The sequence below is a fragment of the Sorangium sp. So ce176 genome (assembly GCF_051519835.1).
Classification (GTDB): domain Bacteria; phylum Myxococcota_A; class Polyangia; order Polyangiales; family Polyangiaceae; genus Sorangium; species Sorangium cellulosum_G.
Window position 1 is genome coordinate 4,356,162 of record NZ_CP150371.1, and the last position, 19,997, is coordinate 4,376,158.

Consider the following 19,997-nt stretch of genomic DNA (forward strand, 5'->3'; position numbering starts at 1 on the left):
GCGGAGGCGAGAGCCGCCATCGGACCGAATCGTCTCCCGACAAAGCGTTATTCGGGAGGTCCTCACGTCGCAGCCTGTCTCGACGGCGGTGGTCGTTGTTTCGAGACGTGCGCGGCGATGCTGCCACGTCCTTGACATAACTATATGAATGTGGTCCTGGTTACTCGCCGGCAATGCCTTTGGTATTGTGGGGTTACGCCTCATGCGTGCGCGCGAGGGGCTCGTAGCTCTACCGTGTCCATCGTTTGTTTGTAATAAATATTTGTATATTTGATTACTTTGTCTCCGAGGTCGCAGTGTCGGTACGCCGGAGTGGAGCGCGTGATGAATAGGTCTGCTGGTCACTTGACCTCTCTCGACGACATCCGGACATGGCTCATCGCGCATCTCACCGCGCGTGTCGGGGTGGACCCGCAGGCATTTCATCCGACCGAACGGTTCCAGCGGCTCGGCCTCAACTCGTTGAGCGCGACCGCGATGCTGGCGGAGCTGGGCGCGGCTCTCGGGCGGCCCCTCTCGCCGACGCTGGCCTGGGAATATCCGACGCCCGAGGCGCTGGCGCGCCACCTGGCCGGAGGTGATGCGGCAGGGGACGCGCCGGAGGTCGCCCTCCAGGCGAGGCGGGCCGACGACGAGCCCATCGCGATCGTCGGAATCGCCTGCCGCTTCCCCGGGGCGCCGAGCCCGGAGGCCTTCTGGGCGCTGCTGCGGGACGGCGTCGACGCGATCTCGGAGGTGCCGGCGGACCGCTGGGACGTCGACGCGCTCTACGCGCCCGACGCCGCGGCGCCGGGCAAGATGAGCACGCGGTGGGGCGGCTTTCTGCCGGACGTCGACCGCTTCGAGCCGGGCTTCTTCGGCATCTCGCCGCGCGAGGCGGCGCAGATGGACCCGCAGCAGCGGCTCGCGCTGGAGCTCTCGTGGGAGGCGCTCGAGGATGCTGGCATCCTGCCGGCGAGCCTCAGGGACACACGCACCAGCGTCTTCTTCGGCGCGATGTGGATGGACTACAGCCGTGTCCCGGGGGCGGTGCCGGAGCAGATCGCCCAGCATACGGCCACCGGCCAGGACCTGAGCATCGTGCCGGCCCGGGTCTCGTACACGCTCGGGCTGCTCGGGCCGAGCGTCGCCGTGAACACGGCTTGCTCGTCGTCGCTGGTCGCGGTGCACCTGGCCTGTCAGAGCCTCTTGCGGGGCGAGTCGCGCCTCGCCCTGACCGGTGGCGTCAACCTGCTGCTCGCCCCCGAGAGCACCATCGCCATGACGAAGTTCGGCGCGATGGCCCCGGACGGCCGCTCGAAAGCCTTCGACTCGCGCGCCAATGGCTACGTGCGGGGCGAGGGGGGCGGCGTCGTGGTGCTCAAGCGCCTGTCCGACGCGCTGGCCGACGGCGACAGCATCTACTGCGTGATCCGCGGCAGCGCGGTCAACAACGATGGATTCAGCAACGGGCTCACCGCGCCGAGCCCCCGCGCGCAGCAGGGCGTGCTGCGGGACGCCTGCGCCGCAGCCGCCGTCGCGCCCGCCGATGTCCAGTACGTCGAGGCCCACGGGACGGGCACCATGCTCGGCGATCCCATCGAGGCAGGCGCGCTCGGCGCGGCGCTGGGAGCGGGCGCGGGACGGCCGCCGGAGCGGGTGCTGCGCATCGGATCGGTCAAGACCAACATCGGCCACCTCGAGGCGGCCGCGGGCATCGCAGGGCTCATCAAGGTGGCGCTGTCGATGCGCCACCGGACGCTGCCGCCGAGCCTGCACTTCCTGCAGCCGAACCCGCACATCGCCTTCGAGGCGCTCCGGCTGCGGGTGCAGACGACGCTGGAGTCATGGGAGGGAGAGCAGGAGCGGCTGCTGGCCGGGGTGAGCTCGTTCGGCTTCGGCGGCACGAACAGCCACGTCATCGTCGAGGCGAGCGCCCTGGCGTCGCCTCGGCTGTTCGTCCTCTCGGCGGAGGGAGAGGAGTGCCTGCGTGCGCATGCGCGGAGGCTGGTCGAGGCGCTGCGCGCCCCGTCGGCGCCCTCGCTGGAGGCGCTGTGCGCGGCGTCCGCTCGGGGAGCGCACGGGACGTGGCGGCTCTCGGTCGTGGTGCGGTCGCGCGCAGAGCTCTCGCGGCGCCTCACCGCCTTCGCGGAGGGCGATGCGCCGCCGGGGCTCCACGCCGGGCAGGCGCGCGTGCGGCGGCCGCGGATCGCGATGCTCTTCACGGGGCAGGGCTCTCAGTACGCGGGGATGGGGCGGTGTCTCTACGAGGCGCAGCCGGCCTTCCGGGCGGCGCTTGACCGCTGCTTCGAGCTGCTCGAGGGGGAGCTCCCGCGCCCGCTGCGCGAGGTGTTATGGGCGGCGCCCGGCTCGGCCGACGCTGCCCTGTTGAACCGCACACGGTATGCCCAGCCGGCGCTCTTCGCCGTCGGATACGCTCTCTCGGAGCTGTGGCGGGCCTTCGGGATCGAGCCCGACGTCGTGCTGGGTCACAGCCTCGGGGAGCTCTGCGCGGCCGCCGTTGCCGGCGTGCTCTCTCTCCCGGACGCGGTCAGGCTCGTGGCTGCTCGCGGGAGGCTGATGGACGCGCTGCCGGAAGGCGGCGCCATGGTCGCCATCGCCGCCGACGAGGAGCGGGTCGCGCCGCGCGTCGCGCCGATCGCCTCCCAGGCCGCCATCGGCGCCGTCAACGCGCCCGGCCACGTCGTCATCTCCGGCGCCGAGGACGCGGTCGCGGCGATCGCCGCCTCCTTCGCCGCGGAGGGCGTGGAGACGAGGCGCCTCGCCATCTCTCACGCCTGCCACTCGCCGCTGATGGCGCCGATGCGCGACGACTTCCGTCAGGTGGCGGAGACGGTGACGTACCGGCCGCCGCGGACCGCGCTGATCACCAACATCGAAGGCCGGAGAGCCGCCGACCCGATCGCGGGGCCGGAGCACTGGGTGCGCCACCTCGAGGCCCCGGTTCGCTTCGCGGACGGCCTGGCGGCGCTCGCGGCAGAGGACGTGGACGTCGCGCTGGAGGTGGGCGCCCACCCGGTCCTCCTGGGGCTCGCCGCGCTCTCTCCGCGGTTTGCTGCGGAGCGGATCCCGTCGCTCGAGCGGGGGGAGGACGACGCCGCGGCGGTGCTCGAAGCGTTGGGCAGGCTGTTCGTGGCCGGCGCGCCGGTGGAGATGGAGGGGAAACCGGACCTCGCCAGGCTCTTCGTGCTGTCGGCGAGGAGCGAGGCGGCGCTGCGTGCGCAGGCGGAGCGGCTGTGGTCGCACGTGGAGTCGCACCCTGAGCAGGGGCTCGGGGACGTGGCGTACAGCCTTGCGACGACGCGCAGCGCGATGGAGCACCGGATGGCGGTGGCGGCGAGCTCGCGCGAGGGGCTGCGGTCGGCGCTGGAGGCGGTGGCGCAAGGCGGGACGCCGGCCGGTGCGGTGGTGGGCGTGGTGCCTTCGTCGCGCGGCAAGCTGGCGTTCCTGTTCACCGGGCAAGGGTCGCAGGCGCCGGGGATGGGGCGAGGGCTCTACCGGGCGTGGCCCGTCTTCCGCGAGGCGATGGACCGCTGCGCTGCGCTGTTCGACCGGGAGCTTGCGCGGCCGCTTCTGGAGGTGATGTGGTCGGAGCCAGCGAGCGCCGAGGCGGGGCTGCTGGAGCAGACGGGTTTCACGCAGCCGGCGCTGTTTTCGCTGGAGTACGCGCTCGTGGCGCTGTGGCGGTCGTGGGGCGTGGAGGCGGAGCTCGTGGCGGGCCACAGCATCGGGGAGCTGGTGGCGGCGTGCGTGGCCGGGGTGTTCTCGCTGGAGGACGGGGCGCGGCTCGTGGCGGCGCGGGGCCGGCTGATGCAGGCGCTGCCGGCGGGCGGGGCGATGGTGGCGATCGAGGCCGAGGAGGGGGAGGTGGCGCGCGCGGTGGCGCCGCATGGGGCGAGGGTGTCGATCGCGGCGGTCAACGGCCCGCAGCAGGTGGTGATCTCCGGTGCCGAAGAGCCGGTGCGCGAGCTCGCGGCGTGGTTTGCGGGGCGCGGGGTGCGCACGACGGCACTGCGCGTCTCGCACGCGTTCCACTCGCCGCAGATGGGTCCGATGCTGGAGGAGTTCAGGCGGGTGGCGGAGTCAGTGAGCTACCGCGCGCCGCTGCTGCTGCCGGTGGTGAGCAACGTCAGCGGGGCGGTGTCGGGGGCGGAGCTGGCGACGGCAGGCTACTGGGTGGAGCACGCGCGGCGCGCGGTGCGCTTCGCCGACGGGGTGAGGGCGCTGTATGCGGCGGGCGCGAGCACCTTCGTCGAGGTGGGGCCGCGAGCGACGTTGCTCGGCCTCGTCCCGTCCTGCCTGCCGGGCGCCGAGCCCTCGCTGGTGGCGTCGCTGCGGAGCGGTCGAGAGGAGACGGCGTGCGCGCTCGCGGCGCTGGGCGCCGTCTGGACCGCCGGCCACGCCGTGGACTGGGCGGGCGTGTTCCCGGCCGGCGCCCGGCGGGGCCCGCTTCCGACCTATCCCTGGCAACGAGAACGGTGCTGGCTCGACGCGCCGGACACGGCGAAGGTCCCGGTCGGGGAGGAGACAGGGCGCCCGCCGGAGCCGCCCCAGCCATTCTATCGGCTCGACTGGCGAGAGGCGCCTCCGCCCGGCGCCTCCGAGATACAGGCCCAGGGTCGCTGGGTGGTGGTGTCCGCGCGTGGCTCGGCGGCGGCCGAGGCGCTCTCGGCGCGGCTCGGCGGATGCGCCTCGACAGAGCCCGCAGGCCTCGAGGCGGCGCTCCGCGGCACCGACGCTCCGGCGGGCGTGATCTGCCTCTGGGAGGCCAGCGCCGGGGAGGAAGCCCCGCAGGCGTCGCTCCGCGTGGCGACCGAGGGCCTCTCGGTGGTGCACGCCCTGCGCGAGCGGGCGCCCTCGCGCCTGTGGTGGGTGACCATGGGCGCGGCGCCCGTCCACGCGACGGAGCGGGTCGACGTGAGCACGGCGTCCCTCTGGGGTCTGGGGCGCGCGGTGATGCAGGAGCATCCGGAGCTCGGCTGCACGCTCGTCGACCTCGCGCCGGGCGAGGATGCCGTCGACGCGCTGATGCACGAGCTCGGTGCGCGCGACGAGGAGAGCCAGGTGGCCTGGCGCGCCGGCCGCCGGTACGTCGCGCGCCTGGTGCGCGCCGAGCCGATCGCGACGGCGTCTCCGGCCCCCCTCTCCCTGCGTGCTTCCACGCGCGGTTCCTCAGGAGGCGCCGTGCTGGTGACCGGCGGCCTTGGGGCGCTCGGCCTGCACGTGGCCCGCTGGCTCGCCCGCCAGGGGGTGCCGCACCTTGTGCTGACGGGCCGGCGGGGACTGGAGACGCCCGGCGCCGCAGACGCGGTCGCGGAGCTCACGGCCCTCGGCGCGCGCGTGACCGTCGCCGCGGTGGACGTCGCTGACCGACAGGCGCTCGGCGCGGTGCTCGCGGCCATTCCGGCGGAGACGCCCCTTCGAGGCGTGGTGCACGCCGCCGGCGTGCTCGACGCTGGCATGCTCGCCGACCAGACCGCCGCCCGCCTCGCCCGGGTGTTCGGTCCCAAGGTGGCCGGCGCCTGGAACCTGCACGAGCTGACCGCCGGGCAGGCGCTCGATTTCTTCGTGATGTTCTCCTCGGTGGCGGGGCTCTGGGCCGCGGCGGGGCAGGGCAACTACGCGGCGGCCAACAGCTTCCTGGACGCGACGGCAGCGCACCGGAAAGCCCAGGGGCTGCCGGGGCAGAGCCTCGCGTGGGGACCGTGGTCGGAGGCCGGCATGGCGGTGGAGCTCGGGGCCATGCAGCAGGCGCGGCTTGCCCGGCTTGGCATCCTGGCGCTGCAACCGGCGCAGGGGATCCGCCTGCTCGAGCAGGCGCTGGCGCGCCCGGAGGCCCACCTCGGGGTGGTGTCGCTCGATCTGCGGGCCGCGAGGCAGGCGTTCGGCGCGTCCGTGCCGGCGATGTGGCGCGCGCTCGTGCGAGCGCCGGCGGCGCCGCCGGCGACCGGCGCGCAGAGAGGCTGGACGACGCGGCTCGCGACGCTGCCGCCGGCGCGCCGCGCCGAGGAGGTGCGCGCAGCGGTGCGGGAAGAGCTGGCGCGGGTGCTGTCGCTGCGCTCGCCGGGCGCCGTGCCCGTCGACCGCCCGATGCGCGAGATGGGACTCGACTCGCTCATGGCGGTCGAGCTGCGCCGCTCGCTCGGCGAGCGCGTGGGCGCGTCGCTGCCGGCGACGCTGGCGTTCGATCACCCGACCGTCGACGCGCTGACGCGCTGGCTGCTCGCCGAGGTCTTGGTCGGGGCCGAGCCGGTCGAGGCGCCGGCGAGCGCGCCCTCGAAGAAGGTTGCCCTGAACGAGCCGATCGCCATCGTCGGCATCGGCTGCCGCTACCCGGGCGGCGTGGTCGATCCGGAGGGGCTCTGGCGGGTGCTGGAGGAGGGGCTGGACGTCATCGCCGAGATGCCGCTCGACCGCTGGGACGTGGACGCGCTCTATGACCCGGATCTCGACGCCCCGGGCAAGATGGCGACCCGCCGGGGCGGCTTCCTGACCGACATCGACCAGTTCGACCCGGCCTTCTTCGGCATCTCGCCCCGCGAGGCCGCCAGGATGGATCCGCAGCAGCGGCTGCTCCTGGAGACGAGCTGGGAGGCGCTCGAGCGCGCCGGGATCTCGGCCGAGCGGCTGATGGGCAGCGACACCGGGGTCTTCGTCGGGCTCATCTACCAGGAGTACGCATCGCTCGGCGGCGGCGTCGAGGCGCTGGACGGCTACGTGGGCACGGGGAGCTGGGCCAGCGTCGCGTCGGGCCGGATCTCGTACGCGCTGGGGCTCAAGGGGCCCAGCATGACCGTGGACACAGCGTGCTCGTCGTCGCTCGTGACCATCCACCTGGCCTGCCAGGCGCTGCGGCAGGGCGAGTGCAGCCTGGCGCTGGCCGGCGGCGTGACGCTGATGCTCACGCCGTCCACCTTCGTGGAGTTCAGCCGGCTGCGGGGTCTGTCCCCCGACGGCCGGAGCAAGAGCTTCTCGGCCTCGGCCGATGGCGTGGGGTGGAGCGAGGGCTGCGGCGTGCTGGTGCTCAAGCGGCTCTCGGACGCGCAGCGCGACGGCGATCCGATCCTGGCGCTGATCCGCGGCTCCGCCGTCAACCAGGACGGCCGCAGCAACGGGCTGACCGCGCCCAACGGGCCGTCGCAGCAGGCGGTCATCCGCCAGGCGCTGCAGCAGGCAGGGATAGCCCCTCCGGACGTGAGCTATGTCGAGTGCCACGGCACCGGCACCTCGCTGGGCGACCCGATCGAGGTACAGGCGCTGGGCGCCGCCCTCGGCGCAGGGCGGGCGCCAGGTCGACCGGTGGTGATCGGCTCGATCAAGTCAAACATCGGGCACACCCAGGCTGCGGCGGGCGCGGCCGGCGTGATCAAGGTCGCGCTGGCCATGCAGCACGGGCGCATTCCCAGGAACCTGCACTTCGAGGCGCCCAGCCCGCACATCCCGTGGGAGGCGCTGCCCGTGAAGGTGGCGGCCGAGCCGGTGGCCTGGCCGAGGAACGGGGCGCCGCGGCGGGCAGGCGTGAGCTCCTTCGGGATCAGCGGCACCAACGCGCACGTGGTGCTGGAGGAGGCTCCGGCGGCGGAGCCCTGGTCCGCGGCGCCTCCGCTTCCGGCAATCCCGGTGGTGCTGTCGGCGAGGAGCGAGGCGGCGCTGCGTGCGCAGGCGGAGCGGCTGTGGTCGCACGTGGAGTCGCACCCTGAGCAGGGGCTCGGGGACGTGGCGTACAGCCTTGCGACGACGCGCAGCGCGATGGAGCACCGGATGGCGGTGGCGGCGAGCTCGCGCGAGGGGCTGCGGTCGGCGCTGGAGGCGGTGGCGCAAGGCGGGACGCCGGCCGGTGCGGTGGTGGGCGTGGTGCCTTCGTCGCGCGGCAAGCTGGCGTTCCTGTTCACCGGGCAAGGGTCGCAGGCGCCGGGGATGGGGCGAGGGCTCTACCGGGCGTGGCCCGTCTTCCGCGAGGCGATGGACCGCTGCGCTGCGCTGTTCGACCGGGAGCTTGCGCGGCCGCTTCTGGAGGTGATGTGGTCGGAGCCAGCGAGCGCCGAGGCGGGGCTGCTGGAGCAGACGGGTTTCACGCAGCCGGCGCTGTTTTCGCTGGAGTACGCGCTCGTGGCGCTGTGGCGGTCGTGGGGCGTGGAGGCGGAGCTCGTGGCGGGCCACAGCATCGGGGAGCTGGTGGCGGCGTGCGTGGCCGGGGTGTTCTCGCTGGAGGACGGGGCGCGGCTCGTGGCGGCGCGGGGCCGGCTGATGCAGGCGCTGCCGGCGGGCGGGGCGATGGTGGCGATCGAGGCCGAGGAGGGGGAGGTGGCGCGCGCGGTGGCGCCGCACGGGGCAAGGGTGTCGATCGCGGCGGTCAACGGCCCGCAGCAGGTGGTGATCTCCGGTGCCGAAGAGCCGGTGCGCGAGCTCGCGGCGTGGTTTGCGGGGCGCGGGGTGCGCACGACGGCGCTGCGCGTCTCGCACGCGTTCCACTCGCCGCAGATGGGTCCGATGCTGGAGGAGTTCAGGCGGGTGGCGGAGTCAGTGAGCTACCGCGCGCCGCTGCTGCTGCCGGTGGTGAGCAACGTCAGCGGGGCGGTGTCGGGGGCGGAGCTGGCGACGGCAGGCTACTGGGTGGAGCACGCGCGGCGCGCGGTGCGCTTCGCCGACGGGGTGAGGGCGCTGTATGCGGCGGGCGCGAGCACCTTCGTCGAGGTGGGGCCGCGAGCGACGTTGCTCGGCCTCGTCCCGTCCTGCCTGCCGGCGGAGGCGGAGCCGAGGATGGTCGCCTCGCTGCGCGCGGAACAAGAAGAGGATCGAAGCCTCGCCGAGGCGCTGGGCGCCGTCTGGACCGCCGGCCACGCCGTGGACTGGGCGGGCGTGTTCCCGGCGGGCAGCCGCCGGGTCCTCCTGCCGACGTACTCCTGGCAGCGGCAGCGGCACTGGGTCGACGCCGCGCCGTCCGCGCCCAGGGGCCTCGGGGCTGCACGCCTCGATCCCCCGCCGCCGCGGGCGGAGCCGTCCGTGGGGGTACGCGCGGCGGTGCTGGACGAGGCCGAGCCGGCGCCGGCGCCGCCGCCGCGGCCGCGCGAGCGGGTCCCGGGGGCGTGGGCCGCGAGGCTCGCGTCGCTCCCGGCGTCGGCGTGCGCCGCGGAGGTCGACGCGGCGGTGCGCAGCGATGTGGCGAAGGTGCTGACGTTCCGCTCGAAGGACGACCTGCCCCACGACCGTCCGCTGACCGAGCTCGGGCTCGATTCGGTCATGGCGATGGAGCTGCGCAACGCGATCGCCGCGCGCCTGGGCCGGCCCCTCCCGCCAACGCTGGTGTTCGATCACTCGACCGTGGGCGCGCTGACGCGGTACCTGATCGATCAGGTGCGCTCGGCCGAGCCGAGCGGTACGGTCACGCGACCGGCGCCGAGGCGCTTCGTCGACGAGCCCATCGCGATCGTGGGCATTGGATGCCGCTTCCCCGGCGGGGTGCGGGATCTCGAGAGCTTCTGGCGCCTGCTCGAGCAGGAGGTGGATGCGATCCGCGAGGTCCCGAAGGAGCGGTGGGACATCGACGCTTATTACGATCCGGCCCCCGATGTGCCCGGGAAGATGACGACCCGCTCCGGCGGCTTCCTCGACGAGGTGGACCGGTTCGATCCAGGCTTCTTCGGGATCTCACCGCGCGAGGCGGTGAAGATGGACCCCCAACAGCGCCTCTTGCTGGAGGTGAGCTGGGAAGCCCTGGAGCAGGCGGGGATGCCCCCGGACCGGCTGCTGGAGAGCGAGACCGGGGTGTTCGTGGGGCTGGCGACCAACGATTACGCGCAGCTCACCTCGAGCGCGCTCGAGCAGCTCGACGGGCACGTGTTCACCGGCAACGCAGCGAGCGTCGCGTCGGGGAGGATCTCGTACCTGCTCGGCCTGAGGGGCCCCAGCGTGACCGTGGACACGGCGTGCTCGTCGTCGCTCGTCGCGATGCACCTCGCGTGTCAGAGCCTGCGGTCCGGGGAGTGCTCCGCGGCGCTGGCCGGTGGGGTGACCCTGAACCTGACGCCGGCCGGCTTCGTGGAGTTCAGCCGGCTCCGGGCGCTCTCACCGGACGGCCGCTGCAAGAGCTTCGACGCGTCGGCCGACGGGGCTGCGTGGAGCGATGGCTGCGGGATCGTCGTGCTCAAGCGGCTCTCGGATGCGCAGCGGGACCGCGATCCCATCCTGGCGGTGCTCCGGGGCTCGGCGATCAACCAGGACGGGCGGAGCAACGGGCTCACGGCGCCGAGCGGTCCAGCCCAGGAGGCCGTGATCCGGCGGGCGCTAGAGAACGCGGGGGTGGCCCCGAGCGCCGTGGGCTACGTCGAGGCGCACGGGACCGGGACGCCGCTCGGCGACCCGATCGAGATGCTGGCGCTCGGGAAGGTGCTGGCCGAGGGCCGGGCCGAAGGAGCCCAGGTCCTGGTGGGCTCGCTGAAGTCGAACATCGGACACGCAGTGGCCGCGGCCGGGGTCGGGGGTGTGATCAAGACGGTGCTGGCGCTGCAGCACGAGAAGATCCCCAGGTCGCTGCACTTCCGCGTGCCGAGCCCGCACATCCCGTGGGCGGAGCTGCCGGCGAAGGTCGCTGCCGAGGCCGTTCCGTGGCCGGCCAGCGGCGCCGCGCGGATCGCGGGCGTGAGCTCGTTCGGGGCGAGCGGGACCAACGCCCACATGGTGCTGGAGGAGGCGCCCCGAGCCACGCGCGTCGACGCGAGCGGGGAGACTCCCGTGGTGCTGCTGCCCCTGTCGGCGAGGAGCCCGGAGGCGCTCTCGGCGCTGGCCCGGGCCTACCGTAGCTTCCTCGCCCGATCGCCCGCGGATCCGCCGTTCTCTCTCGAGGACATCGCCTACACGGCGAGCGTCCGGCGCAGCCATCATGCGCATCGCCTGGCCCTCGTGGGGCGGTCTCGAGAAGAGCTGTGCGAATCGATCGATGCGCTGCTCGAGGAGCAGGAGAGCGCCGCGACGCAGGTGAGACCGAGCTCGTCTGCGCGACCAAGGCTGACCTTCGTGTTCGCAGGGCAGGGATCTCAGTGGGTCGGTATGGGGCTGGAGCTGCTCCACAAGGAGCCCGTGTTCCGCGCGTCCATCGAGACGTGCGACGCGCTGGTGAGGCGCCAGGCGGGCTGGTCTCTGCGGGACGAGCTCGAGGCCCCGGAGGCGACATCCCGCCTGGACGAGACCGAGGTAGTGCAGCCGGTCCTCTTCGCGATCCAGGTGGCGCTCGTCGCGCTGTGGGCGTCGTGGGGCATCGTGCCCGACGCCGTCATCGGCCACAGCGTCGGCGAGGTGGCGGCCGCGCACGTGGCCGGCGCGCTCAGCCTGGAGGACGCCGTGCGCCTCACCGTCGCTCGCGGGCGCGTGGCGCAGCGGGCGACGGGGCTCGGCAAGATGGCGCCGGTCGCGCTGTCGGAGGAAAAGGCGCTCCTCGCGCTGCAGGGCTACGAGGACCGTATCGCCGTCGCGGCCGTCAACGACCCCGGCTCGGTGGTGCTGTCCGGGGAGGCGGATGCCCTCGCGGAGGTGATCGAGCGCCTGCAGCAGCAAGGCGTGGATTGCCGGATGCTGCGGGTCGACTACGCCTCGCACAGCCCGCAGATGGCGCCGTTCCAGCGGGCGCTCGCGAGCGAGCTCGACGGGCTGTCGCCGGCGCAGGCGAAGCTCACCATGTACAGCACGGTGACCGGCGCCAGGCTCGAGGGCGGAGAGCTCGGCGCGGCGTACTGGGGGAGCAACCTCCGCGAGCCGGTGCGGTTCGCCGCGGCCGTCGAGGCGGCGATCGGCGACGGTCACCGGCTCTTCCTGGAGGTGGGTCCGCACCCGGTGATCTCGGCCAGCATCGAGCAGTGCCTCGCAGCGGCGAGGATGGCGGGCCACGCCGTCGCGACGCTCCGGCGCGGCAAGGACGAGCGGCGCAGCCTGCTCCAGGCGCTGGGCGCGCTGTACACGCAGGGCGCAGCGGTCGCCTTCGAGTTGCTGTATCCCAGCGGCGGACGCTGCGTCCCGCTGCCCCTCTATCCCTGGCAGCGGCAGCGATACTGGGTGGAACCGGCGCAGGAGAAGGCTGGACCCTCGCGGGCGGCAGCGTCGAAGTACCCGCTGCTCGGGGCGCATCAGGTGTCGGCCCGCACCGGCGAGCACCTCTGGGAGGTCGTGCTCGATCCGGAGGTGCTGCCGCTCCTGCGCGATCACCGCGCGCATGGCCTTCCGCTCGTGCCGCTATCGCTCATCGCGGACCTGGTCCTCGCCGCCGCCGGGGAGCTGTGGAGCACCGGGGCGGCCCTCGTGCAGAAGTGCACGCTGGAGGCGCCGTGGATCCTCCCCGACGAGGGCCGGCGCACGGGCCAGCTCGTCCTGATGTCGCAGTCTGACGACCGGCTCCTCTTCGAGCTCTTCAGCGCGCCCGACGGCGACGGCGCCTGGCAGCGGCGCGCCTCTGGCGAGGTGGTCCGCGCGCCAGCGACGCAGGGCGCCTTCGACGAGCACCAGTCGCTCACCGAGATCCGTGCACGGTGCCGCGAGGAGACGGCGGAGCAGGACGACGAGGCGCAGCTCCGCGCGCGCTGGCTCTCGCTCGCAGGGCCTTTCCGTTGCGTCGCGAACGTCTGGCGCTGTGCCGGGGAGGCGCTCGCGCGCATCCGGCTGCCCGAGCCCGGGTCGCCTCAGGTCGCGGGCTTCCGCATCCATCCGGCCCTGCTCGAGGCCGGCATGCGGACGCTGATCTCGGCGGCGCCGGAGACCGAGGCGTCCGTCCTCCTGTTGCCGGATCGCTTCGAGCGCCTGGGCCTCCATGGCCGTGTCGCGGGGGCAGCGTGGAGTCACGCCCTGCTGCACGACACGGGAGGCGACGGCGCAAGGACCGGCGACGTTCGTCTCCTCGACGACGACGGGCGTGTCGTCCTGGAGATCACCGGGCTCCGCCTCCGCCCCGCCCCTGCCGAGATCGCGCGGCAGGCCGCGGGGAGGCGCCTCCACGACTGGCTCTACGAGCTCGCGTGGGAGCCGAGACCTCTCGGGCGCGCGCGGACGCAGGTCGAGGAGGCCGGCCGCTGGCTCATCCTCGCGGATCGAGGCGGCGCCGGCGAGGCGCTTGCCGGCGCGCTCAGGGATCGTGGCCGCGAGGTCCTCGTGGCCTTCGCGGCGCAGGAGCGCGGCGTCATCGGCCCCAGGGAGCTCACGCTCGATCCTTCCAGGCGTGAGGACTTCGCGTGGCTCCTCGCGGAGACCCGGGAGCGGCTCGGTGCGCTGCGGGGCGTGGTGCACCTCATGGGCCTCGATGCTGTCGTCGTCGACGAGGCGGATCCCGCCGCGCTGAGGGCTGCGCAGGACATCGGTTGCCACAGCGTCCCGCCGCTGGTGCAAGCGCTGGTCTCCGCCGAGCTCCCGAGTCCCCCCTCGCTGTGGTTCGTCACGCGGGGCGCGCAGCCCGCGAGCGACAGCCCAGCGCCTCTCGCGGTCGCGCAGACGCCGATGTGGGGCGTGGGGAGGGTGCTCGCGCTGGAGCACCCGGAGCTCTGGGGAGGCATGGTGGACCTCGACCCGGTCGCGACGGGGGCCGACATCGCGCGGCTCGCCGAGGAGCTCTTGGGGTCCGACGGTGAAGACCACATCGCCTTCCGCGGCGACGAGCGGCGCGTCGCCCGCGTCCGGCGGGGCCATGCGGAGGAGCTTCCGAGCGCTCCGGTCGCCCTGCGCCCGGACGCCTCGTACCTCGTAACCGGCGGCCTCGGCGGTCTCGGTCTCCAGGTCGCCCGCCGGCTGGTCGATGCGGGAGCGCGGCACCTCGTGCTCACCGGGCGCAGGGGGCTGCCGGACCGCTCCACGTGGGACGCGCTGCCGGCGGACGACGCGTCCCGAGCCACGGTGGCGGCCGTTCAGGACATGGAGCGGCGCGGTGCGTCCGTGACGTGCGCGGCGGTGGACGTCGGCGATCCGACGCGGATGGCCGCCCTCATCTCGCAGATCGCGCCCGCCTTGAGGGGTGTCGTCCACGCGGCGGGCGTGTCGGTGCGGAAGCCGATCGTGCAGACGACGCGCGAGGACGCGACCGCCGCCCTCGCGCCGAAGGTGGAAGGCAGCTGGATCCTGCACCAGCAAACCCGCGATCTTCCTCTGGATTTCTTCATCATGTTCTCGTCGGCTGCGGCGATGTGGGGCGCCGCGACGCAGGGCGCCTACGCGGCGGCCAACCACTTCATGGATGGCCTGGCCCACCACCGTAGGGCGCTGGGGGCGCCGGCCACGAGCATCGACTGGGGCTCCTGGGAGGGAGGCGGCATGATCACCGGAGCTCCCGACGAGGTGCTGCGCTTCTTCGAGCAGATCGGCTTCGGCATCATCCCGGCGGAGCAGGCGATCGAGATCTTCGGCCGGTTCCTCGGGGGCGGAGCGCCCGTCCAGCGGGCGGTCGCCTCCGTCGACTGGAGCCGCTACAAGCCCATCTTCGAGAGCCGGCGGAAGATGCCGCTCTTCGAGCACATCGACGCGGGCGGCACCGCCCGGGAGGCCGAGGCCGGTCCTTCCGCGCTCCTCCGGCAGCTCGCTTCGGCCTCCGGCGAGGATCGGGCCGAGATCCTCCGGGCGCACGTGCGCCGCCGGGTCATGGAGGTGCTCGATCTGCCTGCGGATGCCCACGGGCCCCCGCCCGAACAGGGCTTCTTCCAGCTCGGGATGGACTCGCTCATGAGCGTCCAGCTCAAGCGGCGCCTCGACGCCGATCTCGGTCGAACGCTGCCAGCGACGCTCGTGTTCGAGCATGCGAGCATCGGGGCGCTCAGCGCTCACCTCGCCGACGTCCTCGGGACGGATCTGTCAGGCGCCGCGGCGTCGGAGGAGCGGCCTCCCCCGTCACGACGACCCCCCGCGCGGCCGCCGGCCATCAAGGCACCCCCGTCACGGCGGCCGTCGGCCTCCGAGCTCCCCGCGTCACGACGGCGCCTGGTCCGGCCGCCGCCGCCCGACGCGACGCCCGCGAGCGCCTCGGAGGACGAACTGCTGAACCTCCTCGCGAAGGAGCTGGCTGCGCTGAGCGTGCGGGGCGCGAGAGGCGCGCGGAAGTAGAGGCCCATGAGCAGCAAGGAAGATATCAGCCGTCAGAGCGTCCTCAGGCAGGCGCTCCTCGACATGAAGCTCCTGCGCGAGCGGCTCGACGAGGCCGAGCGCGCGAGGACCGAGCCGATCGCCGTCATCGGCATGGCCCTTCGCTTCCCCGGCGCGGAGAGCCCCTCGGAGTTCTGGCGCCTGCTCTCCGACGGCGTCGACGCGAGCGACGAGGTCCCGCGCGAGCGGTGGGACGTCGACGCCTGGTACGACGCGGATCCGAGCGTTCCGGGCCGCATGTACACGCGCCGGGGCAGCTTCCTCCGCGAGGTCGATCGGTTCGACGCCCGCTTCTTCAACATCAGCCCGCGCGAGGCCGTCAGCATCGATCCCCAGCACCGTCTGTTCTGGGAGACGAGCTGGGAGGCGATCGAGCGCGCGGGGCGGGCGCCGAGCGAGCTCTCCGGCAGCCGCACCGGCGTTTTCCTGGGCATGACCAGCAGCGAGTATTACGCCGCGAACCTGCTCGCGAAAGCCGGCGACCCGCGGCAGCTCGACGACTACGTGCTCACGGGCACGCTGCCGAGCGTCGCGCCCGGACGCCTCTCGTACATGCTCGGGCTCCAGGGACCGAGTCTGACGATCGATACCGCGTGCTCGTCGTCGTTGGTGGCGGTTCACCTGGCCTGTCGCAGCCTGCGGAGTGGCGAGACCGACCTGGCGATCGCGGGCGGCGTCAACCTGATCCTCACCCCGTGGGGGAGCATCCTGCTCAGCAGGATGCGGGCGCTCTCGCCCGACGGCCGCTGCAAGTCGTTCGAACAGACGGCGGACGGCTACGGCCGCGCCGAAGGGTGCGGCGTCGTCGTGCTCGAGCGGCTCTCGAGCGCGCTTCAGCATCGAAGTCCCATCCTCGCCGTGATCCGTGGCACGGCCGTCAACCAGGACGGGCCGAGCAGCGGCCCGACGGTCCCGAACGGGCTGGCGCAGCAGGACCTGGTGCGCCAGGCGCTCGCCGACGCAGGGGTGGAGCCTGCGGAGGTGGATTACGTCGAGGCGCACGGGACGGGGACGTCGCTGGGGGACCCCATCGAGGTCCGTGCGCTGGGGGAGGTACTCGGCGAGGGACGGCCCCCGGGCCGCCCCTTCTATCTCGGCTCCGTGAAGGCCAACATCGGCCATTGCGAGGGCGCAGCCGGCATGGCGGGGCTGATCAAGGCCGTGCTCTCGCTTCAGCACGGAGAGATCCCGCCGCAGCCCGTGCGCGATCCGAGCCGGAACATCCCCTGGCACGAGATCCCGGCGCGCCTGCCGGCGGAGCTCACCCCGTGGATCCCGCAGGGCGAGCGCCGCATCGCCGGGGTGAGCTCGTTCGGGATCAGCGGGACCAACGCGCACGTCGTGCTCTCCGACCCCCCTCCCGTGGAGCCGCCCGAGGACGCGCTGCCGACGGAGCTATCGATGCCCTTGCACATCCTCGCGCTTTCGGCGCGCAAGGGGGAGGCGCTCCGCGCGCTCGCCGCGCGCTATGAGGCCTATTTCGCCGGGTCGTCCGGGGTATCCCTCGCGGATGTGTGCTTCACGGCCGGCGCTGGACGGTCACATTTCGAGCATCGGCTTGCGGCCGTGGTCGCCTCTCCCTCGGAAGCGCGGTCCCGGCTCGCCGCGTTCGCGTCCGGGGAGCCTGCTCCGGGGATCGTCACCGGGCGTGTGCGCGGGGACGCCAGCCCGAAGGTGGCGTTCCTGTTCACGGGGCAGGGGTCGCAATACGTAGGGATGGGAAGGCAGCTCTACGAGACGCACCTGACCTTCCAGGAGGCGCTCAATCGCTGCGATGAGATCCTGCGCCCGCTCCTCCCGGTTCGACTGCTGGACGTGCTCTACCCCGACCAGCGACCCGGAGGCGCTCCCTCGCTGGACGAGACGGCCTACACGCAGCCGGCGCTTTTCGCGATCCAGTATGCGCTCACGGAGCTGTGGCGGGAGTGGGGGGTCGATCCGTATGCGGTGCTGGGCCACAGCGTCGGGGAGCTCTCGGCCGCGTGCGCGGCGGGTGCCTTCTCGCTCGAGCAGGGGCTCGCGCTGGTCGCCGAGCGAGGTCGGTTGATGCAGGGGCTGCCCCGCGACGGGCAGATGATGGTGATCTTCGACGGCGAGGAGCGCGTGTCGGAGGCGATCGCGCCATGGGCGAGCCAGGTGGCGATCGCGGCGGTGAACAGCCCGAGCGAGACGGTGATCTCCGGGGCGCGAGAGGTCGTGCAGCGGATCTCTCGGCAGCTCGAGATCGAGGGGGTGAGGACCCGGGAGCTGAAGGCCTCACATGCCTTTCACTCCCCGCTGATGGCCCCCATCCTGGACGAGATCGAGCGCGCCGCGGCCAGGGTCGATTACGCGTCACCTCACATCAAGCTGATCTCGAACCTCACGGGCAGCCCAGCGTCGTCCGGCGAGCTCGCGAGCCCTCTTTACTGGCGGCGCCACACGCGCGAGCCGGTGCGCTTCGCCGCCGGCATCCGGAGCCTTCAGGCCCTTGGCGTCGACATCTTCGTGGAGATCGGCCCGAAGCCGACGTTGCTGGGCATGGGTCGGAGATGTCTGCCCGCCGACGTGGGGGCGTGGCTGCCTTCGCTCCGCGACGGCAAGGGCGACTGGCATACGGTGCTGAGCTCGCTGGCCGAGCTCTATACGCGCCGGGTCGAGATCGACTGGCGCGGCGTCTACCGCGACGCTCCTCGCAACCGCGTCGTGCTGCCGACCTATCCTTTCCAGCGCGAGCGCTACTGGTTCGACGCCTCGGGGCATGAGCCCGCGGCGGGGCGCGCGCCGGCGCCGCGCGCGAGCGACGCCCGGGGAGGTCATCCGCTCATCGGGCATCGCGTCCACTCACCTGTCACGGTGGCCTTCGAGGTGAAGCTCGATCCGAAGGCGGTGAGCATTTTCCGCGACCACCGCGTCTTCGGGTTCAATGTGGTCTCGGGTGTCGCGCACCTCGCGATGGCGAAGGCGGCGCTGGGCGAGGAGAGCGGCGCCCCCCAGGCGCTCACGGTGGCCGATGTCGCTTTCCGGGAGGCCCTCGTGGTGGCCGAGGAAGAGCCTCGAGTCGTGCAGGTGGTGCTGGAGCCCGCGGCGAGCGGCGATGTGTCATTCCGGCTCTTCAGCGTCGATGGCGAGCTCGTCGGGAGCCCCGCCGGCTGGAAGCTGCACACGGCGGGCGTCCTTCGACCGGGGACCGCCCCGGCTCCTCGCTCTGCGGCGAGCGAAGGCTCCCTCGCGGGCGTGAGGGCCCGGTGTCGTGAAGAGATCGCCGGCGACGATTTCTACAGCAGGCACTGGAGCGACGAGCATCATCTCGGCCCGAGCTATCGTCTGGTCCAGCGCGTCTTCCGTCGAGACGGCGAGTCCCTCACCGAACTCCGCGATCCGTCGGAGACCGGCCTCGAGGCGGGGTCGTACGCGTTCGCTCCCAGAGCGCTCGTCGCCGAGGCGCAGAGCCTCGAAGCCGCGGTACATTCCTTCAAGGCAGCGCTGCCCGGCGAGCGCTCGCAGCATCCGAGCGGGAGGACGTATGTCGCCATCGGCATCGAGCGCCTGCATCAGCCCAGGGCCGCGCCGGGGAAGGTGCGCTGGTCCCACGTGCGAATTCGCGAAGAGGGAGAGGCCGGCGACAGCCTCGTCGTGGATGTGCGTCTGCTCGACGAGCGCGAGGAGGTCGTGGCCGTCGTCGAGGGACTGCGCTTCTGGCGGGCCGCGCCCGAGGCGCTCCGCCGCGTGGTGGAGGGCAAGCGCGGCGCTGGTCGTGGTCGCGAGGTCTCCGTCGCGGCACGCCCGGCGATCCAGCTCGACGCGGCGCCCGTCTCCGAGCGCCAGGCGCTCATCGAGTCGTACCTCCTCGAGCAGGTGTCCGGGGTTGTGAGCCTTCCGCGCGCCGAGATCGATCCCGGCGCGTCGCTCCGGGAGCTTGGACTGGACTCGCTCATGGCGATGGAGCTGAAGCATCGGATCGAGAAGGAGCTGGGCCTCGCGGTGCCCGTGGTCGACCTGCTTCGCGGTCCGAGCCCACGTGAGCTCGCCGGACAGATGGCCGGGGCTTCGCCCGCGCCGAGCGGCCGCGCGGCGGCGGAAACGGCCGCGGACGCCCGGACGAAGCTGTGGTTCCGCCGCCGCCCGCGAGCCTCCGAGGCACGCCTGCGCCTCTTCTGCTTCCCGTTCGGGGGCGGCAGCGACTTCACCTACCGTACCTGGGGTGACGCGCTCGGCGGGCGTGTCGAGGTCTGCCCGGTGAAGCTCCCTGGCCGCGAAGATCGGCGGGAGGAGCCCCCCTACGAGAGCTTTCCCCCGCTCCTCGACGCGCTGCAGCGAGCCATGGAGCCCCTCCTGGACATGCCGTTCGCCTTCTTCGGGACAAGCATGGGCGGGATCATTGGCTTCGAGCTTGCGCGGAGGCTGGAGGGCACGCGCGGGCGGGGGCCGATCCATCTCTTCATCGCCGCATCGCCGCCCCCGCACGGGGTGACCGTGGTCACCGAGAGCATCCGCGACGCCGTCGACACCGACGTCTCGGAGGCAGCCCGGCGGCGCGCGCTCCAGCGACTGGGGTTGATGTCGGATCCCATGCTGGATCACCCCGATCTGGTGGAAGTGCTCCTGCCAGTGATGCAGGCTGACCTTCGCTTGATGAGGAGCTACGCCTGCGACGAAGGCGAGCCTGTTCGCTGCCCCATTTCCGTGTTCGGCGGCACGGACGACACGCTGGTGCGCCGCGACGCCCTCTCGGGCTGGGGACGATACACGCGGGGCGAGCTCGTGTTGCGAATGGTCTCTGGCGACCATGTGTTCGTGAGCAGCGCTCGCGAGCAGGTGTTGAAGGCGGTCGCTCAGGATCTCGCGCGCTGCGTCGAGCTCATCTGAGCCGCACCCTCCACCGAGCCGCCGGGCGGGCGCTCAGTCGAGCGCGT

At 73.0% G+C, this 19,997-nt stretch carries 2 protein-coding genes; both read left to right on the plus strand.

Annotation, left to right across the window (positions count from 1 at the left end; genetic code table 11):
- Positions 1 to 345 precede the first annotated feature (345 nt).
- Positions 346 to 15,063 carry an SDR family NAD(P)-dependent oxidoreductase gene (locus WMF42_RS16160; RefSeq protein ID WP_437692902.1) on the plus strand — a complete coding sequence of 4,906 codons (14,718 nt, stop codon included), beginning with the start codon at positions 346 to 348 and terminating at the stop codon, positions 15,061 to 15,063.
- 6 nt (positions 15,064 to 15,069) lie between these two features.
- On the plus strand, positions 15,070 to 19,950 hold the full coding sequence (locus tag WMF42_RS16165; RefSeq protein ID WP_437692904.1) for a beta-ketoacyl synthase N-terminal-like domain-containing protein: 4,881 nt from the start codon (positions 15,070 to 15,072) through the stop codon (positions 19,948 to 19,950).
- The last annotated feature ends 47 nt before the right edge of the window (positions 19,951 to 19,997 follow it).

What these genes read in the sequence shown, in the direction of transcription:
- WMF42_RS16165 (WP_437692904.1), top strand. Translation starts at nt 15,070, where the DNA reads ATGAGCAGCAAGGAAGATATCAGCCGTCAGAGCGTCCTCAGGCAGGCG.